Source organism: Endozoicomonas sp. ALE010 (assembly GCF_049310165.1).
Lineage (GTDB): Bacteria > Pseudomonadota > Gammaproteobacteria > Pseudomonadales > Endozoicomonadaceae > Endozoicomonas.
In genome coordinates, this window is record NZ_JBLYNV010000074.1 from 1 (window position 1) to 23,647 (window position 23,647).

Below are 23,647 nucleotides of genomic sequence, written 5' to 3' on the forward strand. Positions count from 1 at the left end.
TGGTTCAGGCATGACCTGCACCATCGCTGAGGTATGTTCATTGCCAGTTAATAGCCTGTTGTCGCTGACTGTTGGCAGGTTTCTTGATAGGAAACTGATCACTCCCGGAAGCCTGGAAGCTGCCTCAGCAGGCATGGCCGGTTCGGTCTCCATTGGCTCCGGATTAGCAGGTAGCGAAGTTGCAGAACACACAATACTCTTGCTGTTGTCAGTAACACGCCTGCGCTTTATGGATGGGATGGGCCCGGATTCAGATTGCATTTGATGCGGTGGAAATGTTCCAGTGCCCGTTGTTGTCTGTTCCACCTGGTAACCTGACATGGATCGCTTTCTTCCTTGTTTTCGACTGTTTGCTGGCCGGTGCCTTCCGGCTTCAGTGGATGTTAACGGGGATGCCGTGTCTGCGGTTACTGAGGAGGAAGATGACTGCATGGTTTCTTCGGGGATTACCTGTTTCCAGTTGGAGAATCGTCTGGGGATGACAACAATAGAACGTAAACGCTAATTTAACCAGCGTATAGTCAACCCCGCCGGATCGGCTTATTCTTGAGATGCCTTCACACAGCTTCTTTTTCCAATAACCAGGCTGTGATGTTCTGACGCCGTTTTGTCGGCACCAGGCTTTTTGGCTAAGCCCGGAGTCATGCCAGGCTTCGATCCGTTGCAGCCATTGTTCTTTAGTGGTTTCTGGGGTGGTCATCGGAGCCTCCATGTAGTCAGAGGCTTTATGATCCACGATCAAATCTCAGCGGGGTAGGACGTGGGTTATTTTGGCGGTTACGTTGCTAGTAATTGACACATGATTTCTTCACAAACCGAATTAAATCGATTTGACTGTTAATCAAATAATTAGTTACATCCATAGCCATGGCTAAGTTTCTGACGAGTATATTTTCTTTCACAAATATCAACGTACTGATCAAATTTTCTCTGTGCAATTCGGCAGGCAGAGCAGATTCTGGCTATAGTGGACGCTGATCATGAGCATCACACTCCGAACCGGTGATTTCCATGACTTGTCCGGGGCCATTTGCATTGCAACATTGATTTTGGATGATCGGGAAACATGAACGCAGTAGCCAGCGCCCAAAAACTGCCGCTGATGGGCAGTGCCTGTGGTCCAGTTACGGATATTTACAGCAACAAAGTGTTGTGGGGCGGATACCACATTTGCAATGTGGAGGCTTTTCCGGAAGAAAATAAAGAGTATCTCTATTCATTACCGAGGAGTATTTGCTTTGATTGTCAGGGATTGGCGCGCAACGCAGTACAAACAGCTTGCGTCTCCCTTCTGTGTGAAGACTGCAGCGAATACCGAACCCTGACAACCCCACCAGGTCGTTTATGTCATATATGCACATCTAATGGAAAACCTGCCACGCAGGAACACATAGATGCTTGCAACGTGATCGAAGCTTTTCCATTCAAAAGACGTGCGATCGACAAATTTTACCTCAAGTGTCCATTCACCAATTGTCAGTGGCAAGGTACGGTGGCTGAACTTTACGGCATTCATGAAAGTGAACATCTGATGAATGCTTCCCCTGTCTCTCCACTTAAACATCTGTGCAGGTCGGCCATTCAACGCCGCTTTGGTCATAATACTATTCTGTTAAGCGAATGCTGCACTGTCTTGCGCTTACCTCAGGGGTTACAACAGTATCTGGCTAATGCGCCACCGGGTTACACGCCCAGCAACCGCTCAGCCAAAGCCTATGTAGAAAAGTACTTTGTGACATCCCCTGGTTTGCTGGTTTGCCTGTTGCTCAATAATATGGACCGGGTGATGGCTACGTGGTCTACGGTCGTGGAGGATCCCTCTGATGCCGACAAAAAAAGAGCTGTAAAGCGCTTTGTCCGCGAGCAGGCATTGGACCGCAAAGCGTTCTATATACAGTTTTACTACCACCCGAAAAAATGGAATCCCGCTTGTGAAGGTAATGACACCGTAGCTGAATCCTTGCGATGGAATTGTGTGCATTGGGACGCTTGCGACGATTTGGCGCATATTGATGGTGTGACACTTTGGAGAGTTTTCATGAAACCACTGATACTCCGCGGTAGCTTTCCCAGGGAAAGCTGTGCCAGGCGCGAACGGGCCCGCCCTGTAGTTTGAGAGTGTCGTATTTGTGCAGGGCAACCGGGAAGCCAGATGACCAATTCTCAGGACTGGCGAAGCCAGGGTTTGGAGCACCTATGAACATGAACCCAGCAGTCAGCCGCCCGATACTGCCACTGATGGGCAGTGCCCATGGCGGCGTTGTAGATAGCGACAGTAACAGAGTGTTGTGGGGTGGATACGCTGTCAGCAATGCTCAGTGGCTGCCGGAAAACAGCGAGCGCATTCGGTTTCCAGAGGATCGCGTTTGCGTTGATTGTGGCGGAATACCACGAAGGTTAGTTCAGACAATGTGTGGCCGTTTGCTATGCAAGGACTGTAGCCATTACAGAACCCTGACACTACCAACAGATCGATTATGTCACCATTGCTCAGCTGAGAATAAGCCGGATACTCCAGAAAATATCAGTTATTGTAATTTGATTAACGTTGATAATTTCACGGGACGTCATATCAGCAAATTTTACCTCAGGTGTCCATTTGTTGGCTGTCAGTGGCAAGGTACCGTGGCTGAGCTTTATGGCCTGCACGAAGATGAACATCTGAAGGTTGGTTCCCTGAAACATCTGTGCAGGCGGGCCATTCAACAGCAACTCTCCCGAAAAAAAATTTTGTTAAGCGAATATGCGGCATTGCCTCTACCTCTGCCTCAGCAACTGAAACAGTATCTGGCCTTTACGCCGGCTTGCATTCCCAGCAATCAATCAGCCAAAGCGTACGTAGAAAGGCATTTTGGGACAACAGATACCGATGGTTTGCTGGCTTATTTATTTCTCAATCGCCAAGGGCGGGTGATTACTCTGGGGCATACGGTCATGAAAGACCCTTATGATAAACCCAAAACAGAAACCGTAAGGCGTTCTGTCATCAGGCAGGCCGTGAATCTCAACGCGAGCCTGGTGCAATTTTACTATCGCCAGGACAATTGGCATTCACAGTACAGAGGCACGGGTACCGTAATTGACAGCTTGAGGAAAGAACCATTTTTCCAGTGTGTTTTTGCATCGAAGCAGATTGGCTGTGCACAACTTTGGAAAGCTATTGTGCCACATGGCGAGGACCTTGTGGGCAGACCCGTGTCTTGAATGTGTTCAAAAAGAAAGAGCTGCCCCAGCTTATTTTTTAACGGCTTATTATTTGCCCACCCAACCTGCGTTCACTATTTTCTGACGACGGCTGCCGTTGGTGCTGAAGCTGTCGAAGAGCGGAAACTCAGGACTCTGATAGATCGTACCAAGCACCCTTCGACTCCGCTCAGGGTGAACGGAGATTGTACACATCAAACTCATTGAGACCATGTATCAGGCTTTTTCCAGAGAATTCAGAATACTCTGGTAGCTGTCCATTCTTTCCTGAAGAATATCGCCATTCTGAAGGGCCTGGCGAATAGCACAACCCGGCTCCTGTTCATGACTGCAATCCCTGAACTTGCAGTGCCCGATAAAGGGACGAAACTCCTTAAAGCCGTGCAATACGTCTTCCGGTTCCATATGCCAAAGCCCGAATTCACGAATCCCCGGGGAGTCAATCAGCATACCACCGGCCGGGAAGTGGAATAGCCTGGCTGCCGTGGTGGTATGGGTGCCTTTGCCGGTGCTTTCGGACAGCGGGCCGACCTTGGTATCAACGCCGGGCAGCAGTGTATTGACCAGGGAAGACTTTCCGACACCGCTTTGGCCGACGAAAACACTGGTGTGTTCATTCAGCAGGCTCTTGAGTTCATTGAGCCCGTCTTCCGTCCGGGTGGAGGCTTTAAGTACGCGATAGCCAATACGCTCATAGTTAATCAGCATATCGTCAAGCTCTTTACTGGCAGATGGACAACTCGCTCCACCTGCCAGCAAATCGGTTTTATTGAGCAGGATGACCGGCTCAATACCCACGGTTTCCGCAGCCACCAGATAACGGTCAATCAGGTTTGAGTGGGGAACAGGCACCGGGGCGATGACCAGAACAATGTAGTCAATATTGGCAGCTACCGGCTTTAGCTGTCCTCGCATATCCGGTCTGGATAACAGGCTGTCACGGTCCTCAAGTGCCACTACCACACCCATGCCGCCTTTGCTGGAAGCTCTCCAGACGATACGGTCACCGGTCACCAGTGGTGGCAGATTGGCCCTCAGGTGGCAGCGATAGGTCTCACCGGGTTTGCCAATGGGTTCGATATCCAGCTGTGCGCCATAGTGGGCAATAATCAGCCCGGGTTGCTCTGGCCCCAGGGAGTCATCCTGAAGTTCCAGGGTAATCTTATCCTCACGCTTTTGGGCGCGGGCTTTGCGTTCTTCCTGAATTTTCTCAATGCGCCAGCTTTGTCTGCGCGTTAGTTTGCGCTTACTCATGATGTGCGGGAGAGAGTCTGAATTGTAAGGTTGGAAAGTATCATAAATTTGTGTTGAGCTGATTTCGCTGCAATTATGAATGAAGTAGACTTATTATGTCAGCTGATTCGTTATCTGCCCTTAAATTGATCCATCTTTTTTCAGCGACAGGACAGGCAACTAAAGCTCTCTATAATCTATTGAATCAGTTGGTTTTTTCCTGACTTACAGGTAATTATCAAACCGTTCAGACTTTCTAAACTTTGACGACCGGGTGTTGGATGGCTAAATCGGATAATCTCGTATGGATCGACCTGGAAATGACGGGCCTGGATCCAGTCAATGACCGGATTCTTGAGATCGCGACAATTGTTACCGATGGCCAGTTGAACATTCTGGAGGAAGGTCCGGTTCTCGCGGTTCACCAGAGTGACGACGTTCTGGGTGCCATGAATGAATGGTGTGTTAACACCCATGGAGCCACAGGCCTGACGGATCGAGTCAAAGCCAGCACCATCAGTGAAAAGCAGGCTGAGCAGATGACGCTGGATTTTCTCCGCCAACACGCTGACCAGGGCGTTTCGCCAATGTGCGGTAATAGCATCGGTCAGGACCGCCGTTTCCTCTGGCAATATATGCCAGAGCTGCACGACTACTTTCACTATCGGAATATTGATGTCAGCACCCTGAAAGAGCTGGCCCGTCGCTGGCAGCCGGAATTACTGGAGCAGTTTTCCAAGAAGGGTGTTCACCTTGCGCTGGAAGATATCCGTGAGTCTATTGATGAACTTCGGTTTTATCGCCAGCACTTTATCAAAAATTTTTAGCTTTTGTACCAACCTGCACGTTACTGAACACTCTGTTCAGACTTCACTTGTTGATACCACAGGCCAAGTAAATTGCGCTCTTCATCGGTCATGCCCGTGCGATTAGCCAATGGCATAATCTGAGTCTGTACGGTCTGGCTAAAAATCTTATCAGCCTTGTTGGCGATGGAATCATAGTCGTGGAAAACCAGACCACCGGGTGGTGACTGAAAAAGAGGATCTGTCGGTGTTGCCGAGTGACAGGTGCTGCAGCGGGCAGTAACCAGCTCAACAATATCGCTCTGCTCCACCGCCGCTTGCTCTGCCATCGGTGCCTGCTGTGCAGCCATTTGTGGTCGGATAATAAAGGCCAGAGTCAACATCAACACCGCCGCTGCAGGCCATAGCCAGGTTAAAATGGCACCCTGATTGCGTCGGTTAAAGAAATGACGAACCAGCACTGAAGCCGCAGCCAGAACCGCCAGAATTGCCCAGTTCCACTGGCTGCCAAAGGTCATGGCATAGTGACCACTGATCATGATAAACAACAACGGCAGTGTAAAGTAGTTGTTGTGGCGAGAGCGCAGCAAGGCATGCCTGGCACTCTTTCCAAGACCAGAAGGATCAAAGCTGCTATCCCCCTGTTCAGCGGCAGCAACCAGTTTTCTCTGGGAAGGGATAATCACCCTGAACACATTTCCCACCATCAGGGTGCCAATCAGCGCACCGACGTGAATATAGGCGGCACGGCCACTGAACAGTTGTGCGTAGCCCCAGGCAGCAAACACCACCAGCGAGAACAGCACCACGCTAAACAGCGTTTCCTGTTTGAACAGCGGGGATTTGCACAACAGGTCATAGACCAGCCAGGCGGTCAGCAGGCTGACGATACTGATGGCAATGGCCTGAATGGGCGACAGCGCAGACTGCGGTGCCAGTAGATAACTCTCTGCCCCCCAGTAATAAATAATGGCCAGTAAACCCATGCCGCTCAGCCAGGTGACATAAGCCTCCCATTTAAACCAGTGCAGCGTTGTCGGCAGTTTTTCCGGGGCAAGATGATATTTATTCACTTCATAAATACCGCCGCCGTGCAGAGCCCACAACTCACCTTTGATGCCTTTTTTCTGCTTGTTTGCTGGCGCAGCTTCCAACCGTCCTTCCAGCCAGTTGAAATAAAAGGATGCGCCAATCCAGGCGACACCGGCCGTCACATGCAGCCAGCGAAACAGCAGGTTTAACCACTCTTGTAGATAGGATTCCATGGTTCAATACTCATTTTATTATTGAAAATGCTGAGCGACGGTTGTTATAGACGTAATGGTGTCGTCAGCACTTCCGGCTTTCAGGCTTCCTGACCCATGATGATGGTTTTTTCAATGACCCGGTCATCGCCCATCACCATCAACACGCCAAGCAACTCTTCCAGTGTTTTGGTTTTTTCCGTTCTGAATTGAAGCATTGGGGTAGCCGCCGGATTGAGCACCAGAAAATCCGCTTCATTGCCTGTGCGGAAGCTACCGATCTTGTCGTCAAGATGAAGTGCCCTGGCACCTCCCAATGTGGCCAGGTAAAAAGCTTGAAGCGGCGAGATGGTTTCCTCCCGCAACTGAGATACCTGATAAGCGTCTTTCATGGTATTGAGCAGGCAGAGACTGGTTCCCCCACCCACATCGGTGCCAAGACCGGTGGGGATGCCATGGGCCTTTGCCCGGTTCAGATTAAACAGCCCGCTACCGAGAAACAGGTTGGAGCCCGGGCAAAAGGCGATGGATGAGCCGGAACTGCCCATTCGCTGCCAACTGTGGTCACACAGGTGGACTGAGTGGGCAAATACGGACCGGGGGCCCAGCAAACCATGCTGATCGTACACATCCACGTAGTGTTTGCTGTCCGGGAACAGTTCCTGAACCCAGTCAATCTCTTTCGGGTTTTCCGAGAGGTGGGTGTGCAGATAAAGACCATCGTGTTCCCGCAATAACCGGCCAGCCATGTGCAACTGTTCCGATGATGAGGTAGGGGCAAAACGCGGGGTTACTGCATACGACAATCTCCCTTTGTTATGCCACTGGTTGATCAATGCTTTACTGTCTTCGTAGCTGCTTTGAGGAGTATCAAGCAGATAGTCAGGGGCATTACGATCCATCATCACCTTGCCTGCGATCATACGCAGATTTCGTTGATGGGCTTGTTGAAAGAAGGCATCAACGGACTGAGGTGCCACGGTACCAAACACCAGGGCTGTGGTGGTTCCATGGCTGAGGCATTGATCCAGAAAGAACTGTGCAATCTCACTGGCATATTGCTCATCAGCAAACTTCTGCTCTGCCGGAAAGGTGTACTGGTTGAGCCAGTCCAGTAACTGGACACCGCAGCCTGCCAGTACTTCAAGCTGTGGATAATGTACGTGGGTATCGATAAAACCCGGAACCAGAAGGCGACCGGTGAGGTCTTTTATTTCTGTTCCGGCGGGCAGATTCTTAAAGACCTGATCGGAAGGACCGCATCGGGTTATCAGACCATCTTCAACCAGAAGGGCACCGTCTTCGAAAAACTCCCACGCGTCCTCTGAACCCTGTTGTTTTGCCGGATCCTCCAGAAAGTGCAGGACAGAGGCTCGCCAAACTACCGATTGACTCATCATGGCACCTCCACAATATACGGCGCAGACATCAGGACCTCATCACAGTTATCACCAGGTCCCTTACGATCGATCACCAGATACTCTTCTCCGCCATCAACGGACAGTAAAGGGTGATGCCAGACACCGGGGTGGTAGGTAACTCCCTGTTTACCGTTGGTCAGAAAGCAGCGAATGGCTGACCAGTCGGGCGTCGCACCGTCGCTGGAGCCAGGGGCCACCACCACCAGAAAGCGCTGGCCTGCCAGGGGCATAAATGTCTGGCTACCCAGCGGGTGTCGTTCTAACAGGTCCAGTTGATAAGTGTGATTAATCGGGGCTGTTTTATAAATATGCATTGTCGTGTAACCCTGATCATCCGTGGTGACGGATGTCAGGTCGCTGTATTTCTGACAGCGACCCTGATTGATCACCAACGGTGTATCCCGGGTTTCGAGTACATCACCAAAAGGTTCAAAGGCTTCACGGGTCAGTATTTCCACCTTCAGCGTCTGGGCTGGTATTTCTTTATCCATAAGCCTTGTTCTCGTTTTTATTATTCGAATCAACTGCTGGTGTTAACTGCCCCGATAGGTTGAGTAACCATAGGGTGATAACAGCAGTGGAACATGGTGATGACGGTCATCACTGACTTCAAACGTCACCACAACTTCCGGGTAAAAGCACTGGACTTTATGCTTCTGGAAATAATCCTTAATGGCGAAATGCAGCTGATACACTCCTTTGGGAAGATTCAGGTCATCTGTCGCCAGGTTTGGAATGCGGCCATCATTGTTGGTGATGCCACTGCCCACTGGCTGCCAGCCATCACCTTCCTGTTTTGACAGGGAGACAGGGACTCCTTCTGCCGGTAAGCCGCTACCGGTATCCAGAATATGGGTGCTGATGCCGGTCATGCCATTTGCCTCCATTCAATCAGTTTGTTCAGACGTAGCCGGGTTATCTTATGTTGCTCGGCAGCGGCAATCGTCAGTTCATGTTCCGGCTGGTTATTCAGCCGGTCATTCAGCAGAGACAGCATCTGATCTGCTGACTTCCCGGTGGCGCAGACAATGAAGATATAGCCAAAGCGGGTTTCGTAAGCGGTGTTACCGTCTGCTAATGCCTTGAGTGTTTCGTCACTGGCAGTGGCTGCGCCTGATTGCTCATGACCGGCCATATCACGGGTATTGGCGTATTTTGCTTTCAGGCTGTTTACGTCGCCAATCTTCGGGTGGCCTGCAAAAGCCTGTAGATAGTCTTTTTCTCCACAGGCGGACCAACTGGTGTCCGCTGTGGATAAAAGCTCATCTTTACTGGAGTACGGTCGGTTATTGGCCATGGATTCCAGCCAATGTTCACTGGTACAGCATTGGCGGAAAAAATGCCGGGCGCTATCCATATCCAGACTGTTCAGCTCATCCAGTGTCATGAACTACTCCCCCTCAACGTCGCTCTCAAAACCGCTCTCATAACCAAGAACGCGAAACCTTGATACCCCCCCATCAGGAAATATATTCAGACGCACATGGGTGTATGGTTGTTCCGTGTTCTGCAACTCATTCAAGAACCGATGGTTGCGATGAGCATGCAGTTTCTGTTCCGGAAGAATGGTATGCCATTGCACAGGATCCGTTGCATCTTCAGGGTTATCCCCGGCAAAGGTACAGGCCTCCAGGCTGCAACGGTCAGGGTAGTTACCCTTGAAGTGCAGGGTATCCACTTCTACGCGATGAATAGTGCCGGGCAGAGCCAGCTTGACCATCATCCAGTCATTGCCCCCCTGCCGCCGACGTCTGGTTTCCCAGCCATTATGCATATCAACACCACGCCCTGGCAGTAACAGGTTTTGCATAGGGCCAAAGAATGAGTCACTGCAGGCTACGGAGCGGCCACCGTTCATCAGTGCCGCCAGATCCAGGGGCTCACCCGGTAAGCGATGGCGCTGATCAAGATAAACCTTGCCATAAACCCGGAGACGGGCGACACCGCCATCGGGGTAAATTCGCAGACGAATATGGCTGGCTACTCTCGGAGACTGATCCAGAGTAATCAGGTTTCGGCAATCGGGCTTTACGTCCACCCGATCCGTCAGCGGTAGCCAGTTGCTCTGTTCGTTGGGATCGGCATCATCAAGCAGGTAATCCAGCTGCACTGCGCCGGGGGCATTACCTTTAAAGTGACGTGTATCAATATCCAGCGCTTCGATTTCACCCACAGCAGCCAGGCGCACAATAACCCAGTCACAGCCATCAAAACCCGGTGCATCGCGACGGCGGCGTGACTCCCAGCCATCCATCCATTTGCCGTAGGCCGTATATTTTTCTGGCAGAAATACCGGGTCTTCAGCCAATAGCAGGTTATCTTTTTCGGCAAAGAAATCATCGCTGCAGTCGAGAACATCCCCACCCAGCGCACGGGCTGCCAGATCAATTCTTGTCTGCTGCCAGTGTGCGGCGAGATCATCAGAAGAGTTATTCATTAATGTGTTGAACCTGCTGTTATTATTTTTACGGTCTAAAGTGCCAACTTGTGTGAGCTTTGCGGCACTTTATCCTGATAGAATAGGTTTTATTATTTGACCATTTAGTCAATTTTTTGAGCATTTATGCCATAGAACCCATCAGGCAGGCAATAAAAAAATGGAGAGCCCAATGACGTTCGACCCTCTTTTAACGACAGATGACTACCCAAGAGACCTGGCTGGTTATGGCAAAACGACGCCTGATCCCCAGTGGCCGGGCAATAGCAGAATAGCGGTTCAGTTTGTTATCAATTACGAAGAAGGCGGCGAGAACTGTATTCTTCACGGTGATGAGGCATCGGAGGCATTTCTCTCGGAAATCATTGGTGCTCCGGCTCATAAGGGCATGCGTCATATCAGTATGGAGTCGATCTATGAGTACGGCTCAAGGGCCGGGTTCTGGCGACTTCACCGGCTGTTCTCACAGAGGCAGATACCGGTCACTGTGTACGGTGTTGCCATGGCCATGGCGCGTAATCCGCAAGCTGTCAGAGCCATGATGGAGTCCGGTTGGGAGATTGCCAGCCATGGTTATCGCTGGATTGACTATCAGTTTATGGACGTTGATGAAGAGCGTCGCCATATGCAGGAAGCGATTCGTCTGCACACCGAAGTAACCGGTAAGCGCCCAACCGGCTGGTATACCGGGCGTTGCAGTCCAAATACCGAGCAGCTGGTGGTGGCAGAGGGAGGGTTTTTATATCACGCCGATAGCTATGCCGATGACCTCCCCTACTGGGATACCCGGTTTGGTAAACCCCAGCTGGTGGTTCCCTATACGCTGGACTGCAATGATATGCGCTTTGCCACCACCCAGGGTTTTAACAGTGGCGATCAGTTCTTCAGTTATCTGAAAGACGCTTTTGATGTACTTTATGAAGAAGGTGCCACGGCTCCCAAAATGCTCTCAATAGGCCTTCATTGTCGTTTGGCTGGACGACCGGGGAGAGCGGCAGCCCTGACCCGTTTCCTGGATTATGTGCAATCCATGGAGCAGGTATGGCTATGTACACGGGAACAGATTGCCCAACACTGGCATACTCATCATCCTTATAATCGATAACACTGGTTGGTAATTTTCAGGGAGAGCGGTGTATGGACAGTCTGATTGATATTCAGGCCGGGGCAAAGGCATTGGACAGTATTCGTGCCAATGGTTTGCCCCAGGAGAGTGTCAAGGTCATGGTAGGCGCTTCTGGTGGTCCAAAGTGGTTTGTGCTCAGTGGCCTGGATAAAGCCCTGCTGGGCGAATACTTCCGCGACAGAACATCACCGCTGGATCTGATTGGCACGTCCGCCGGCAGCTGGCGTTTCAGCTGTTACTGCCAGAATGATCCTCTGGCTGCCCATGAGCGTTTTGAACAGGGCTATATTTATACCAGTTATTCCAGCAAGCCAGATGCTGCTGAAATAAGTCGTAAAGCCAGAGAGTTGGTAGAAACCATCGTTTCCTCCGATAGTGTTGGACAGATTCTTGATAATCCCGTTTTTCGTTTTAATCTGATTGCCGTGAGAAGCCATGGACTGACCGCTTCTGAGCGTAAACCGCTACAACTGGCCGGCCTGGGGCTTGCCGCTACGGGTAATTTGATTAATAGAAAATATTTGTCGTCCTTTTTTACCCGTACTCTTTTCTATCATCCAGCCTATGACACTTCAGATAAGCCTGCTTTTTACCATGCCGATGATCTTCCCACTGAGCATGTACGACTGACGGCAACTAATATGGTGGATGCCATTATGGCCTCTGGCTCCATTCCGGCGGTGATGCAGGGTGTAAAGAATATCTCTGGTGCGCCCGCAGGCTGCTATCGGGATGGCGGGCTTACCGATTACCACTTCGATATGCGCTTTCATCAGGGTGATGGTCTGGTGCTTTATCCACACTTTTATTCAAGGATGATTCCCGGCTGGTTTGATAAGGCCTTAAAGCATCGCAGGCCGTTGCCGCAGAATACCGACAATATGGTACTTGTCTCGCCATCACAGGCATTTGTTGACCGGCTTCCCTATGGAAAAATACCCGATCGCAATGATTTTGCCCGATTTACCTACGATGAACGGGTGCGCTACTGGCAGCGGGTGGTTAATGAGAGCAAGCGGCTGGGGGATGAATTTCTGGAACTGGTCGCGGGTAATAAAGTACGACAGGTGGTTAAGCCCCTGGTTTAACCACCTGAGGATTCACTGCTGCAACCGGGGTTGCAGCTCAGGCCATACATTGTTTAACAGGACTGGCTGAGCGGCTTCTGTCGGGTGAATTCCGTCCGGTTGATTGAGTGAATCATTGCCTGCAACGCCATCCAGGAAGAAGGGAATCACTGGTACGTCCCACTTTTTACCCAGCCCATGAAAAGTTTCTGTAAAACGTCGGGTATAGACCGGTCCATAGTTGGGCGGGATCTTCATTTCAAAGAGAATAATGTCAGAATTGTATTCCCGGGTCAGGGCGATCATCTGATCAAGGTTGGATTTGATGGTTTTCAGCGGCTTTCCCTGCAGACCATCGTTGGCACCCAGCTGCAGTAACACCAGGTCCGGGTCGGTCTGTGCCAGCGTTTTCCTGAATCGGCTCAGGCCTCCGGCGGTGGTTTCGCCACTGATACTGATATTGGCAATTTTCCAGGGGTACTGATGGCTGTCGATTTTTTCCTGAAGTAATTGCACCCAACCCCGATTGATATCCGTAAGACCGTAGGCAGCACTAAGACTGTCGCCATACACTAATAGTGTTTTTTCTGAAGCTGACAGATTGATGGCCGGAAGGGACATTAAAACAAGAGTAAACAGCCTTGAGCCAATAGAAAGCCTTGGGCTGATAAAAGGCTTTGAGCTGGTGAAAAGACGACGAAATAAGGATTTTCTCATGAATGATGCGCTCTCCGGTTCCCGCAACACTCTCACCTCTGAGACCGCCGCTGAAACCACTCCATCGATAGAATCTGATTCACTGGCGGTGACTGCCTCAGGCCTGGAAAAGACCGTGGTTGCCCGTGATAACCGACTCACCATCTTGTCCGGACTTGACCTTAAGATCAAGTCTGGTGAATCCGTTGCGATTGTAGGGACCTCCGGCTCAGGCAAGTCAACGCTGCTGGGTATTCTGGCAGGGCTGGATTTGCCCACGGCAGGCAGTGTCAGCCTGGCCGGAAAACGCATTGATCATCTGGATGAAGATCAGCGGGCAACGGTGCGCGGGCAGCATACCGGGTTTGTTTTTCAGTCATTCCAGTTGCTTGCCAACTTAACGGCACTGGAAAACGTTATGTTGCCCCTTGAGCTGGCGGGTGTGGATAACCCCGGTGAACGGGCCAGGAAACTGTTAACCCGTGTCGGTCTGGAGCACCGGCTGGAGCATTACCCGAAACAACTGTCCGGTGGTGAGCAGCAACGGGTCGCCATTGCCAGGGCATTTGCCGGGGAACCGGATATTCTCTTTGCCGATGAACCCACCGGCAATCTGGATGAGAAAACCGGTGAAAGCATTATTGAACTCCTGTTTGAAGTAAATCAGGCCAGCGGTACCACCATTATCCTGGTTACCCATGATATGGACCTTGCCAGACGGTGTCAGAGAATACTGAAATTGCACGGCGGTCGTCTGGAGGCGGTGGTATGACGGTGAACAGTTCCTCCGCAAGTCTTAAGCACAATAAGGTTATCCACAAGCCGAAAAGTACCGTCGGACTCGCCTGGCGTTTCCTGCTCAGGGACTGGCGCTCCGGCGAACTCTGGCTGCTGGTGGCGGCCCTGTTGATGGCGGTGGCGATCAGTACCGCCATTGCCCTGTTCAGTGATCGTCTGCAACTGGCTCTTGGACGACAGGTGGCAGAAGTACTGGGTGCGGATATGTTGATTCGCAGCCCGGGACCGGTGCAGCCAGAGATTCTCGAAGCAGCGAAAAAGCAGGATTTAAAGTTATCCACAGTGCTTGAATTTCCCTCGGTGGTGATGGCCGGGGATGAAATGCAGATGGTCTCTGCCAAGGCTGTGGAAAACGATTATCCACTGCGTGGACATATTCGTACGGCCGATCAGCCCTTTGCCCCGGACCAGATCGTCAATGACACTCCCAATCCGGGTGAAGCCTGGCTTGAGCCCAGGCTTTTTCCTTTACTGGGCGTGGCTATCGGCGATCAGGTGATGCTGGGGAATACCTGGCTGACCATTACCCGGGCAATCACCCTGGAAACCGATCGGGGAGGCGATTTTTACAGTTTTTCGCCCAGGCTGATGTTCAATATGGCGGACCTGGAAAGTACCGGCATTATCCAGCCGGGCAGCCGGGTCAGTTGGAAAACGCTGATGGCAGGTGAGCTTTCATCACTGGAACAATTCAAGGCATGGTCCAAAAGTCGTCTGGATACCAGTGAACAGTTGCTGATGGCCGACGACAGTCGACGTGATCTGCGCAACTCGGTGGTGCGGTTGAAGCAGTTTCTTGGCCTGGCCAGTATGGCCGCGATGCTGCTGGCTGGCGTTGCGGTGGCCATGGCCAGCCAGCGGTTTGCAGAGCGCCGTTTTGATAGTTGTGCGGTGATGCGTTGCCTGGGAGCCAGTCGCCAGCAGGTGCTGAGACTGTTGCTTGGGGAGCTGGCTTTTGTGGCGGTGCTGGTGGCGCTTCCCGGCGTATTGATTGGCTGGTTGCTTCAGGAAGGGATTGTCCAGTTGCTCAGGGGGGTATTGCCCGCCTGGCTGCCCGCAGCGGGCATCATGCCGATGGTGATTGGTGGGCTCACCGGGGTGATTACCCTGGTCGGCTTTGGGCTTGCGCCACTGTTACGGCTGCAGGACGTTTCGCCACTGAGGGTCTTAAGACGTGACCTGTCGCCTGCGCCTGCCGCTTCCTGGCTGGTATACGGTTTCTCGTTAATGGCGGTGTTTCTGCTGCTCTGGTATCACACCGGCGAGGTGGTGATGGCGCTGATTCTGGCCGTGGCTTCGGGGTCAGTGCTGATGATGATCTCCCTGGGCGTGCAACTGCTGCTTACTCAGCTGGGCAGTCGTCAAAGACTTGCTGCCCTGCCGGTGTTCTGGCGTCCCGGGGCCAGCAGAATTATCCAGGGTAAAGGCAAGACCTCGGCCCAGCTTCTGGCATTTACCCTGACCTTTATGGCCATGGCGGTGGTGCTGCTACTGCGCACCGATCTGCTTGATCGCTGGCAGAATGAGTTGCCGGACGAGACACCCAACTACTTTGCCATGAATATCCAGCCGTCTGAAGTTGACGCATACTCCGAGTTTCTGACCATTAATGATGTGGATACCAGTCAGCTCTATCCGATTATCCGTGGTCGTCTGGTTCGCATTAATGATGTGCCCGTCAGGGAGGCAGTAACCAAAGAGCAGGAGAACCATAACGCCCTGAACCGTGAATTGAACATGACCTGGTCAGAAACGTTGCCGGAAAATAACCGGATTGAACAGGGCGAATGGTGGGAACCCGGCAGCAATGAAGGGCTTTCCATTGAGGCAGAAATTGCTGAAAACCTGGGTATTGATCTGGGTGACCGGCTGACGTTTATGGTGTCAGGCAATGAGTTTACCGAAACGGTGAGCAGTATTCGTTCGGTCCAGTGGGAGTCTTTCCGGCCTAATTTTTACATGATTTTTCCTGAGGCCGTTTTACAGAATCTGTCGGCTACCTGGTTGAACAGCTTCTATCTGGATGCAGAGGATAAACTGCTGCTCAATGGTTTGGTCACTCAGTTTCCCACCATGACCTTGCTGGACCTGGATGCTGTGATTAGCCAGGTTAAGAAGATGCTGGCGCAATCAACCATTGCTGTCGAAGCAATGCTGGCGGCACTGCTATTGGCAGGGTTGCTGGTGATGATGTCCGTGATTGAATCCAGCATTGATGAACGCCTGCACGAAGGCGCATTGATTCGCTCACTGGGAGGAACCCGTCGTCAGCTCTTGATCATGCAGATCGGCGAGTTTGTTCTGTTCGGTGTTCTGGCGGGTTTACTGGCAGCCTGCGGTACCGAGCTTGCCAGCTATTTGCTCAATACCCGGGTTTTCCAGTTGCGTTGGGAACCTGCCTGGTTTATCTGGTGTGCATTACCCCTGTTTGGTGCCGCTGTTCTGGGTATTGCCGGATGGTTGGGGATTCGCCGGGTCATCAGCCAGTCTCCTGCAAATATTTTGCAGGAGGTGTGAGCCAAATTGCATCTGCACAAAAAATGAACAGGCATTGTTTTGCCCAGTAACCGTAAGGGATAAAAGGATTTATCCACAGCTCATTCAGGGAGTTGATCAGGGAAACTGTGGAAATCTGTTCACTATCTGGATTAACCTGAAGAAAACACTACCTCAGGGAAGGAGGTTACTATGGCGTGGGTAATGGATGGCGATGTCAAAGGGCTCAGTGGACCGTTCGCACGGGAAGACAGTATGGAAGGAGTGGCGACGGCGGTCTCTGCCGATTCGCTGCCCATTGAGGATGAATCCTACCTCTGCCTGTTATGCCTGCGGGACAGTACTGAGCGGATCATCATGCTCTACTTTAATTACATCAAGTTGCGCCAGGAAATATCAAGAGACACGCCTGCCGTGCTGATCGGCATGCTGATGGTCATGCAGGAAAAACACAAGGGTCTGCAGGAGAAGCTGCTGCATTACTACCCGGGATACATGGCCGCTGGAAAATGGCACGATCGGGATGAGCAAAATGAATGCCTGGGGTATCTCAGTGAAGATAACCGGCAATCCTTACAGCAGATCTGTCTGACCGAGATGAAGATGATGATATTGATATCACAAATGATGGAACGCTGAGGATTTGTCCCAGAATAACTTGATCATTTTACTCTCTGGGAAAAGGTCGCCACCCGCTGCCCGTAAAAGCGCAAGCGGTTTCAGCTTTTCGGGTAGCGGGTAGCGTCTGTAGAAGTGTTGAAGTTATTTCAGGGCCGTTCCTAACCAGTGTATGGTTTCAATGAGTTTGACGTGTACAATCTCCGTTCACCCTGAGCGGAGTCGAAGGGTGCTTGGCACGATCTATCAGAGTCCTGAGTTTCCACCCTTCGACAGGCTCAGGATGAACGGAGCGTACGGGTATTAACGCTTTTCTGCACTAGACATTGACAGGTTGCGCACAGGTTTATGTGGATAACCTGTGCGCTACCTGTATAAGTCCTGTTGCCAGTTATGAATAAGTTTATTTGTGTATAAGCAGGTGTGGACAAACCGAAAACAACAGTCAGGCAGGAGAACCCAGAAGATCAAAACAAGTGGATTAACGGGGCGGTTAATCGTGGCCCCCTGAACCATTCGCTTTCTCAGAGGATTTATCACCATCCGTTTTGGAGCGCAGGAGTTTTTTAAACTGCTCTGCCAGATCCGTCTGCCCTTTGGTCTGACTTCTTTCGACGACCGGGGCATCAAAATCTTTCAGCAGCGTGATTTGGTTAGGTGTGATGCCAATAAGAAGATCTTTGCCACTCACCCGAACCAGAGTCAGGCGTGACTGATTCGTTAGAGGCGCACTGGATAATAACTCGATATCTTTGCCCATGGCCGGCAGTTTGGGGTTAAGCCGCTTGACCAGCCAGGCCAACGCAGAAATCAGGCTGACCACCATCAGCATGGGCATGACAACCTGAAACAGATCCAGTTCACTGACCGGATTGGCAGGCTCTGCTGTCTCAGCCATCAAGCTGGCGGGCAGAAATAACAGGAAAGCGTAATATTTGCATAATTGTCTCATGCTAATGACTATAAAGCTCTCCCGGCTCAGAGTGCAAGCTTCTGATTTGGTTTATATTCTGCGCAATGGTGAAATCCCCTGCTGCTCATTGGCTCATCTTATTAAATCAGTGATTTTAAATGGATTGTCCAGACGTGGATCAATTGACTCCTGATATTCAGATAGTCTTTAAATATCAATAGATTAATAGTACCAGGGGATTTACTACCCTGGTATTTTTATCTCTTTAATGAACTATTGTCCTCAATATTGATCTAAAAGAAGTAATTAGAAAATCATTCGAACCTAATCAGGCTTAAGATATGATTTCTTAACGAATGCAATGACTGTTGCTTGAAGTAAGCGAAACAATGAATCCTTGTGGAATACAGGAAATCCATAAGCTGATTAAAACCCCATACGGTTAAAAAATCTTTCCAGAGTATTTAAGGAGTAAAAAATGGATAATAAGGTTGGGAATAAAGGTTATGGAACAACAAGTTCTTCTCCTGGTGTTGGCCCCTCTGAATCTGCAAGGCGCAGGCATGAAACGGGTACTCATGAAAGATATAAACATCACGCTAAAAATGATGGCACAGAACAACCTGCTCCCTCGCGGCAATTCGCAGGTCGTCCCTGTTCAACAAGGCTGGCGCGGCCTTACGGAGTTTCAGGCAGCACGGGGCCCGGTTCTGTAATCGGCGATATTTCAGGACCTCGACTTGCACCAAAAACCTCTGCTTATTCAATAAGCCAACTGGCTGCAGTTACCCAGTTATCTCCACCCCACAACCAAAGTTCTGCCACTGACTCCTCTGCAAAGTCTTTGAGTGATATTGCCAGGGTATGTTGTGAAATCTTCCATAAAGAAATTTACCCAAGACTCCAATTTATGAATGATGTAATTGAACAGGATGTTCTTAAGGCTGTGTCGACACTGCAAAACTCAGTCACAGTCATGCAGCATTTAAAGGCGTTGAAACCTGATACGAAATTAGATATCGAACACAAACGGGCCCTCGAAGAGGTGGCCACAGCATACCTGACTATGCCAGTTGCCGGGACGACCAATTCTGAAACGGGTTCAAGAGCAAAGAAGTCTGAGTCAACAGTTGAGGGGAATTGGCAAAAATACTCACCCAGGTACGACCTGCGAGCTCAAACCGCTGCCAATAGACCGGGACAATCAGAGGCAACAAACGCTCCTCAACCACCGAAAGTAAAAATTAAACGCCCGGTACTTACCCGATCCAGGCAATCACCGGGTATGGGAACTCAAAGAGAAATACAGGATGCCCGGTCAGATCGGTTTAAACCACAAGCTCGGCAATGTGTGCCCATTCCACCGACTAAAAATAAGCAAGATCGGCCACTGACACCGGTTGCAGATCCATCTGATGATGCTTTCCTGGGTCTGAGTGGTGAGGATCTGACCAAATCTCTCTTGTTTGACATCAGGATTGGCCGGGCGGCTGCCAATTCGATAAAGCATGCCAGACAGCCTGAAGAACTGTCTCCAAAGGTCAGTTCACAACATAAGAACGTTACGCCCCCGTTTATCCAGACTGATTTACCAGGGGCTCATGCATCGACTCCGCTAACGGCTAATGCTTCAGGCTCCTCCGCTTTCCGTTTGCACCCATCGGCACAGAAAAAGCAGGAAACCCCGCTTATTCCACCGAGCTCTCACTTCCGGCCAATCAGGCCTGAAGCGAATGTTGTTGCCACTTCCGCTTTGGCAAAAGGCCTGAATTTGCCGAAAGCCCCAGATCCCGGTGGAGCAAGGCGAAAGCATCCAATACCGAGAGTGGGCAACTGGTCTACAGCACCGGTAACCACGGCAGGTTCAGATGCTGCCCTGAAAGAAGTTCGACACAGCCCTGTTCAGCGGTTTACTCAGAGCTCACCGGAAGCTGACTCTAAACATTTGGGGCGTGCAACCAGAGATCAAGTCATAGAAGCTGTTGGAGGTCGTCACACCATTGCCCCTGACTCCAGGTGCTCTGAGAAAGATGAAGGCGGTTACGACTTAAGTGAGGCTCTTTGGGAGGCAATGAATGAAGAGGTAGGTCTTCCTTCATCTGGTCACAGCTCAGGATCTAGTCCAGATAGTTCATGGCATTTCGTAGACACTAAACCAGATGGGCATGGTGGTACTGGATATCTTATCCGCGCCGAAACTCAAGCTACCCATTGGCCGGACCATCCGCAAAGACAGGCAGCGGAGCCTTGGGTCGCCCTGGGCATGAATGACCCGACTCCCTCTCTGGTATTTGATTTAAATAATCAAAAGATTGATACGTCAGCGCTGCCTGATCAATCCGAGAATACCAGAATCACTGAGGCGCAAATCCCGAAAATAATGAAACAATTTAAAAAGTCAATTCCTATGGATGCCGCTACCGAGGAAAAGATATGGCGCAATATTGGTACTATAGAACTGACTACCACGGAGGTTAAGGCAGCCATTCATGGTGGTAGAGATTCACTTTGTATTATTCTGGCAAAATGTCTTCAGGGGCCATCATTACCACAACAAGCAGTCTCTCATACCGACGGACGTAACACTCATCCAGGTGAAGCAACGGTAAGACCAGCAGGCATTCAAGCAAGAAACAATAACTGTAGCCTTGCATCCTTCTTTATGTGTCTTTCACATGATGGCGTGCTGGATACCTTGATTAGTGATGCCAATCATAGAATTGAAACACTTCAACATTCAAGGAAATTTAATGATGCCAGATCCCTGGAAAGTCTAGTTAGACTACTGAAGAAATTCAATACTGGTGGCAATACTGATAAATATATTCCAAATAATGAACTTGATAAGATCAGATCACACTTTAGCCTGGGAGCAATCGAATTGAAGAGTGAAGCTATCGATTTTGCTTTCAATAAAGGGGGGCCTGTAAGGCTTGTGGTTGAATCGGAATTTATCGATGGCACACAATTAATAAATGACAATAAAAAAGCGGCAATTTCATTAGCAATATCAGCAGTTCCAAAACATGGTTCATTATACGCTACGGTTATCTCTCTTCCTGATTCATCTACAGGTTGTATGGTTCTCAAAGGCACTCCTCTGGTTACAGGTCAACAGATAACTAAAGCTGATCTTAAGGATTTGAAATTTGTACCCTTTGGAGAACAACTGGAACACAATGAGCTTATTAACAAGATGCTCAGTGAAATCTATGGGTATTTAAATACTGAAGCCGAGCCGTTACAAAGTATATCGCAATTAGAGCGTGTACCCATGTCACTCAAACAAAAAGTCACCTTGATTGAGATGTCTCATGATCGTAAAGAATTAGAAAAAACTACCAGAAAAGCACCAAATTTTATGACTGCCATAAAGGAGGAAGAAGTTCCTGGAAATTTAAAACTCAAAAAAAGGGAAACCAAACCTCACGAGTACAACAGGAATACTATCGGACAGACTATTGAATATTACCATAATGAAAATGACATCCTGAGTTTAAAGCTGACGAAGGAGCACCATCATGCACATAGGGGTGTAATCCGCAAGAATTTTGAGTACTTTGATAAGGACGGGAATCTGTCCGAGAAAATCATTATTGGAATGGATAAACACTGTCTGCTTGATGCTTCTTTCGTCCGTTCCAGAGAGTCAGAAAAAGTTGAAAATGGAGAAAGAATCAAAGTTGAAGAAGTGCTGACTGGATATTCACAAAACACTCCACATTCAGGAAATGTAGTAACAACGAAAATAAAGAGAGCGGATAACTTTCAAGATTTGATCGATATCTTTATTGATGGCTTGAAAGGTAAATACAGTAACGGTGCTTTAAAAGCACTTTTACCGGAGGGAAAAGATGATTGTCCGGAAGTCATATTCATGGTCATACCTAATGAGGGTAAACACAAAAGGTGTAAATTAGACTGGCAAAAGGATGTTAGCCTGCCCACGTTACAAGGTGACCAAAAAGTCACTTATGGAGCCGATGCCATGGTTACGATTGCTGAAAGCCACTTTTTAGCCTGGCTAAGAGATCGTAAAAACGGGCTGCTTCACTATACGGACTCCATGGGCGATAGTGAAGACAATGTTACGATTCCTGTGGTGGTTACGATGCCGGATCAGAATACAGAAGCCGCGCTACAAATTGCTGATCAAAAGGTCAATGACATTCATAGACACTTCAGAGAAGCCGAAAGAAAGCTAAAAGCGCTTGATAGCCAGATAGCTTTGGTGATGTTAAAGCGAAAAGATTAAAGAACGCTGAGCCATTTAATAAATGGCTCTTTTTTTTGCCCCCTTTTCAGATTTTTGCGGCGTCTGCCCACTGCTCAATGTCAGGCTCAAGGTAAGCATGCTCCAGCGCTTCGATAGCCCAGTCCTGTCTTTCCGATAATTTTCTTAGCAGTCGGAGAGAAACCACCTGAACGGCGGGTATCTGGCTCCAGATACTTTTAGTCAGGCATCGCCAGTGGTTGGGTTCCAGACGTTTTGGCTGCTCCAGTTGCGTTTTGCAGGTTTCACAGAGCATCAGACAGTGGTCGTAATCTGGCTCACCGGGTACAGGCTCTACCTCATAGATCGACAGTGGAACGCCGGACGCTTCACACAGTTCACATTTCGATTTTGCCCGCCGTGCCAGGTCCTTTCCCAGCATACTCAGGGCACTCTGTCGCTCCTGATGCTTTAGTAGCCCTTTGGCCATGGTTTATCCTCCAAAAATTTCTTTATCGTTACATCGTGACCGCTTGCAGTCTCTGGATAATCAGACAATGATAAGTTGATTGATATCTGGCTGGCTGCGAGCTTATGACTCTGAATGTGAACAGGGTAAAAACTGCGAACAGGGATGACTGGTTAATTCCTGTGGATTATCTGGTAATTCATTATACAGCGGTAGACCTGAAAGATACGCTGGACATTTTTATGAACCCTGAGTCCTGTGCGTCTTCACATCTGGTGATCGATACGGATGGTGAGATTTATGAGCTGGTAGACTGCCTGAATGGTCAGGCACATCGTGGTTGGCATGCGGGGGTTAGTGAGTGGGAAGGCGTTCAGGGATTAAATGACTGCTCTATTGGCATCGAGCTGGTGAATTATAACGGTAATGTATTCCCGTTTACCGAAGCACAGTACCAGTCGTTGCAGCAGGTGATGGCCAGGTTCAAAGAACACTACCCTGATTTGCGCGACCCTGAGAGGGTGCTTGGTCATGAGCATATTGCCGGCTTTCGTGGCAAAGCTGACCCCGGCATACTGTTTGACTGGCCCCGTTTTTACCGGGAGAACTACCCGGGGCCAGAGGCCCCCTGCCGTCCTGCGCTATGCCCGAAAGCACTGCAAGAGAGTTTGCTGCAACTGCAAAAGAGTGAGCCTGAATCGCAAACAGAAAAAAATCAGTTCTGGCGTTCGGTCAGTTTGCTGACAGAAACGACCATTCGTCTTATTGCAGAGGCTAAGACAGGCTCTTGATGCATCAGTCAAGACTATGTTGATCCTAGGAGGCTGACCGAGAATAGACTGCCCTACTGCGGTGGCAGCAAATTGGTCTAAAAAGTCGGAAATTTTTAGCAAATAGAACCACTAT

General features: G+C 49.9%; 22 protein-coding genes. 11 read left to right on the plus strand and 11 right to left on the minus strand.

Annotated features, from left to right (window positions below):
• The coding region (locus ACO6UY_RS21370) for a hypothetical protein (protein ID WP_422462689.1) at positions 1-265 on the plus strand (265 nt) is incomplete at its 5' end.
• A gap of 108 nt (positions 266-373) precedes the next feature.
• Here the strand turns inward: ACO6UY_RS21370 and tnpA are convergent.
• Positions 374-700 (minus strand): IS66 family insertion sequence element accessory protein TnpA, encoded by a 327-nt coding sequence (gene tnpA / locus ACO6UY_RS21375; RefSeq protein ID WP_422449774.1) that lies wholly within the window; start codon positions 698-700, stop codon positions 374-376.
• A 366-nt stretch (positions 701-1,066) separates the two neighbouring features.
• Here tnpA and ACO6UY_RS21380 point away from each other — a divergent pair, with 366 nt between their 5' ends.
• Positions 1,067-2,116 (plus strand): hypothetical protein, encoded by a 1,050-nt coding sequence (locus ACO6UY_RS21380; protein WP_422449773.1) that lies wholly within the window; start codon positions 1,067-1,069, stop codon positions 2,114-2,116.
• 80 nt (positions 2,117-2,196) lie between these two features.
• Positions 2,197-3,204: a hypothetical protein gene (locus ACO6UY_RS21385; RefSeq protein ID WP_422449772.1), complete on the plus strand. Its 1,008-nt coding sequence runs from the start codon at positions 2,197-2,199 to the stop codon at positions 3,202-3,204.
• A 216-nt stretch (positions 3,205-3,420) separates the two neighbouring features.
• Here ACO6UY_RS21385 and rsgA read toward each other — a convergent pair whose 3' ends face one another.
• On the minus strand, positions 3,421-4,458 hold the full coding sequence (rsgA, locus tag ACO6UY_RS21390; RefSeq protein ID WP_422462691.1) for a small ribosomal subunit biogenesis GTPase RsgA: 1,038 nt from the start codon (positions 4,456-4,458) through the stop codon (positions 3,421-3,423).
• Positions 4,459-4,718: 260 nt separating this feature from the next.
• Here rsgA and orn point away from each other — a divergent pair, with 260 nt between their 5' ends.
• Complete coding sequence (orn, locus tag ACO6UY_RS21395; RefSeq protein WP_422462693.1) at positions 4,719-5,264, plus strand: oligoribonuclease; 546 nt, start codon at positions 4,719-4,721, stop codon at positions 5,262-5,264.
• A 20-nt stretch (positions 5,265-5,284) separates the two neighbouring features.
• Here the strand turns inward: orn and ACO6UY_RS21400 are convergent, their stop codons facing one another.
• The 6 genes from ACO6UY_RS21400 to alc all read right to left on the minus strand — a co-directional run bounded on the left by ACO6UY_RS21400 (position 5,285) and on the right by alc (position 10,345).
• Positions 5,285-6,508 carry a urate hydroxylase PuuD gene (locus tag ACO6UY_RS21400; protein WP_422462695.1) on the minus strand — a complete coding sequence of 408 codons (1,224 nt, stop codon included), beginning with the start codon at positions 6,506-6,508 and terminating at the stop codon, positions 5,285-5,287.
• Positions 6,509-6,588: 80 nt separating this feature from the next.
• On the minus strand, positions 6,589-7,884 hold the full coding sequence (gene guaD, locus ACO6UY_RS21405) for a guanine deaminase (RefSeq protein ID WP_422462738.1): 1,296 nt from the start codon (positions 7,882-7,884) through the stop codon (positions 6,589-6,591).
• Positions 7,884-8,399, minus strand: a complete 516-nt coding sequence (locus tag ACO6UY_RS21410) for an ureidoglycolate lyase (RefSeq protein WP_422491157.1) — start codon at positions 8,397-8,399, stop codon at positions 7,884-7,886. Before ACO6UY_RS21410 ends, guaD begins: the two co-directional genes overlap by 1 nt.
• A gap of 42 nt (positions 8,400-8,441) precedes the next feature.
• Positions 8,442-8,780, minus strand: a complete 339-nt coding sequence (gene uraH / locus ACO6UY_RS21415; RefSeq protein ID WP_422462699.1) for a hydroxyisourate hydrolase — start codon at positions 8,778-8,780, stop codon at positions 8,442-8,444.
• A complete protein-coding gene (uraD, locus tag ACO6UY_RS21420; RefSeq protein ID WP_422462701.1) occupies positions 8,777-9,295 on the minus strand; it encodes a 2-oxo-4-hydroxy-4-carboxy-5-ureidoimidazoline decarboxylase in 519 nt (172 codons plus the stop codon). Before uraD ends, uraH begins: the two co-directional genes overlap by 4 nt.
• A 3-nt stretch (positions 9,296-9,298) precedes the next feature.
• Positions 9,299-10,345: an allantoicase gene (gene alc, locus ACO6UY_RS21425; RefSeq protein ID WP_422462703.1), complete on the minus strand. Its 1,047-nt coding sequence runs from the start codon at positions 10,343-10,345 to the stop codon at positions 9,299-9,301.
• A gap of 172 nt (positions 10,346-10,517) precedes the next feature.
• On the opposite strand from alc, the gene puuE reads away from it, so the two are divergent.
• Both puuE and ACO6UY_RS21435 read left to right on the plus strand, forming a co-directional pair.
• Entirely contained in the window at positions 10,518-11,450 is a 933-nt protein-coding gene (puuE, locus tag ACO6UY_RS21430; RefSeq protein ID WP_422462705.1) for an allantoinase PuuE, read from the plus strand.
• Between the two features lie 32 nt (positions 11,451-11,482).
• A complete protein-coding gene (locus tag ACO6UY_RS21435; protein WP_422491159.1) occupies positions 11,483-12,559 on the plus strand; it encodes a patatin-like phospholipase family protein in 1,077 nt (358 codons plus the stop codon).
• Between the two features lie 12 nt (positions 12,560-12,571).
• Here the strand turns inward: ACO6UY_RS21435 and ACO6UY_RS21440 are convergent, their stop codons facing one another.
• Complete coding sequence (locus ACO6UY_RS21440; RefSeq protein ID WP_422491160.1) at positions 12,572-13,111, minus strand: arylesterase; 540 nt, start codon at positions 13,109-13,111, stop codon at positions 12,572-12,574.
• A gap of 142 nt (positions 13,112-13,253) precedes the next feature.
• Here ACO6UY_RS21440 and ACO6UY_RS21445 point away from each other — a divergent pair, with 142 nt between their 5' ends.
• From ACO6UY_RS21445 to ACO6UY_RS21455, 3 genes are all read left to right on the plus strand, one after another.
• Positions 13,254-14,006: an ABC transporter ATP-binding protein gene (locus tag ACO6UY_RS21445; protein WP_422491167.1), complete on the plus strand. Its 753-nt coding sequence runs from the start codon at positions 13,254-13,256 to the stop codon at positions 14,004-14,006.
• Complete coding sequence (locus ACO6UY_RS21450; protein WP_422491161.1) at positions 14,003-16,549, plus strand: ABC transporter permease; 2,547 nt, start codon at positions 14,003-14,005, stop codon at positions 16,547-16,549. Before ACO6UY_RS21445 ends, ACO6UY_RS21450 begins: the two co-directional genes overlap by 4 nt.
• Positions 16,550-16,720: 171 nt before the next feature.
• The gene (locus ACO6UY_RS21455) at positions 16,721-17,167 is read left to right on the plus strand and encodes a hypothetical protein (RefSeq protein WP_422462713.1); all 447 of its coding nucleotides are present in this window, start codon (positions 16,721-16,723) and stop codon (positions 17,165-17,167) included.
• Positions 17,168-17,639: 472 nt separating this feature from the next.
• On the opposite strand, the gene fliO is transcribed toward ACO6UY_RS21455, so the two are convergent.
• Entirely contained in the window at positions 17,640-18,044 is a 405-nt protein-coding gene (gene fliO / locus ACO6UY_RS21460; protein WP_422491163.1) for a flagellar biosynthetic protein FliO, read from the minus strand.
• Between the two features lie 493 nt (positions 18,045-18,537).
• Here fliO and ACO6UY_RS21465 point away from each other — a divergent pair, with 493 nt between their 5' ends.
• Complete coding sequence (locus tag ACO6UY_RS21465; protein WP_422491164.1) at positions 18,538-22,314, plus strand: hypothetical protein; 3,777 nt, start codon at positions 18,538-18,540, stop codon at positions 22,312-22,314.
• A gap of 46 nt (positions 22,315-22,360) precedes the next feature.
• Here the strand turns inward: ACO6UY_RS21465 and ACO6UY_RS21470 are convergent, their stop codons facing one another.
• Entirely contained in the window at positions 22,361-22,762 is a 402-nt protein-coding gene (locus tag ACO6UY_RS21470) for a phnA protein (protein WP_101748037.1), read from the minus strand.
• A 161-nt stretch (positions 22,763-22,923) separates the two neighbouring features.
• On the opposite strand from ACO6UY_RS21470, the gene ACO6UY_RS21475 reads away from it, so the two are divergent.
• Positions 22,924-23,532: an N-acetylmuramoyl-L-alanine amidase gene (locus tag ACO6UY_RS21475; protein WP_422491165.1), complete on the plus strand. Its 609-nt coding sequence runs from the start codon at positions 22,924-22,926 to the stop codon at positions 23,530-23,532.
• The last annotated feature ends 115 nt before the right edge of the window (positions 23,533-23,647 follow it).

What these genes read in the sequence shown, in the direction of transcription:
- tnpA (WP_422449774.1), bottom strand. Translation starts at nt 700, where the DNA reads ATGACCACCCCAGAAACCACTAAAGAACAATGGCTGCAACGGATCGAA.
- ACO6UY_RS21380 (WP_422449773.1), top strand. Translation starts at nt 1,067, where the DNA reads ATGAACGCAGTAGCCAGCGCCCAAAAACTGCCGCTGATGGGCAGTGCC.
- ACO6UY_RS21385 (WP_422449772.1), top strand. Translation starts at nt 2,197, where the DNA reads ATGAACATGAACCCAGCAGTCAGCCGCCCGATACTGCCACTGATGGGC.
- rsgA (WP_422462691.1), bottom strand. Translation starts at nt 4,458, where the DNA reads ATGAGTAAGCGCAAACTAACGCGCAGACAAAGCTGGCGCATTGAGAAA.
- orn (WP_422462693.1), top strand. Translation starts at nt 4,719, where the DNA reads ATGGCTAAATCGGATAATCTCGTATGGATCGACCTGGAAATGACGGGC.
- ACO6UY_RS21400 (WP_422462695.1), bottom strand. Translation starts at nt 6,508, where the DNA reads ATGGAATCCTATCTACAAGAGTGGTTAAACCTGCTGTTTCGCTGGCTG.
- guaD (WP_422462738.1), bottom strand. Translation starts at nt 7,884, where the DNA reads ATGAGTCAATCGGTAGTTTGGCGAGCCTCTGTCCTGCACTTTCTGGAG.
- ACO6UY_RS21410 (WP_422491157.1), bottom strand. Translation starts at nt 8,399, where the DNA reads ATGGATAAAGAAATACCAGCCCAGACGCTGAAGGTGGAAATACTGACC.
- uraH (WP_422462699.1), bottom strand. Translation starts at nt 8,780, where the DNA reads ATGACCGGCATCAGCACCCATATTCTGGATACCGGTAGCGGCTTACCG.
- uraD (WP_422462701.1), bottom strand. Translation starts at nt 9,295, where the DNA reads ATGACACTGGATGAGCTGAACAGTCTGGATATGGATAGCGCCCGGCAT.
- alc (WP_422462703.1), bottom strand. Translation starts at nt 10,345, where the DNA reads ATGAATAACTCTTCTGATGATCTCGCCGCACACTGGCAGCAGACAAGA.
- puuE (WP_422462705.1), top strand. Translation starts at nt 10,518, where the DNA reads ATGACGTTCGACCCTCTTTTAACGACAGATGACTACCCAAGAGACCTG.
- ACO6UY_RS21435 (WP_422491159.1), top strand. Translation starts at nt 11,483, where the DNA reads ATGGACAGTCTGATTGATATTCAGGCCGGGGCAAAGGCATTGGACAGT.
- ACO6UY_RS21445 (WP_422491167.1), top strand. Translation starts at nt 13,254, where the DNA reads ATGAATGATGCGCTCTCCGGTTCCCGCAACACTCTCACCTCTGAGACC.
- ACO6UY_RS21450 (WP_422491161.1), top strand. Translation starts at nt 14,003, where the DNA reads ATGACGGTGAACAGTTCCTCCGCAAGTCTTAAGCACAATAAGGTTATC.
- ACO6UY_RS21455 (WP_422462713.1), top strand. Translation starts at nt 16,721, where the DNA reads ATGGCGTGGGTAATGGATGGCGATGTCAAAGGGCTCAGTGGACCGTTC.
- fliO (WP_422491163.1), bottom strand. Translation starts at nt 18,044, where the DNA reads ATGGCTGAGACAGCAGAGCCTGCCAATCCGGTCAGTGAACTGGATCTG.
- ACO6UY_RS21465 (WP_422491164.1), top strand. Translation starts at nt 18,538, where the DNA reads ATGGATAATAAGGTTGGGAATAAAGGTTATGGAACAACAAGTTCTTCT.
- ACO6UY_RS21470 (WP_101748037.1), bottom strand. Translation starts at nt 22,762, where the DNA reads ATGGCCAAAGGGCTACTAAAGCATCAGGAGCGACAGAGTGCCCTGAGT.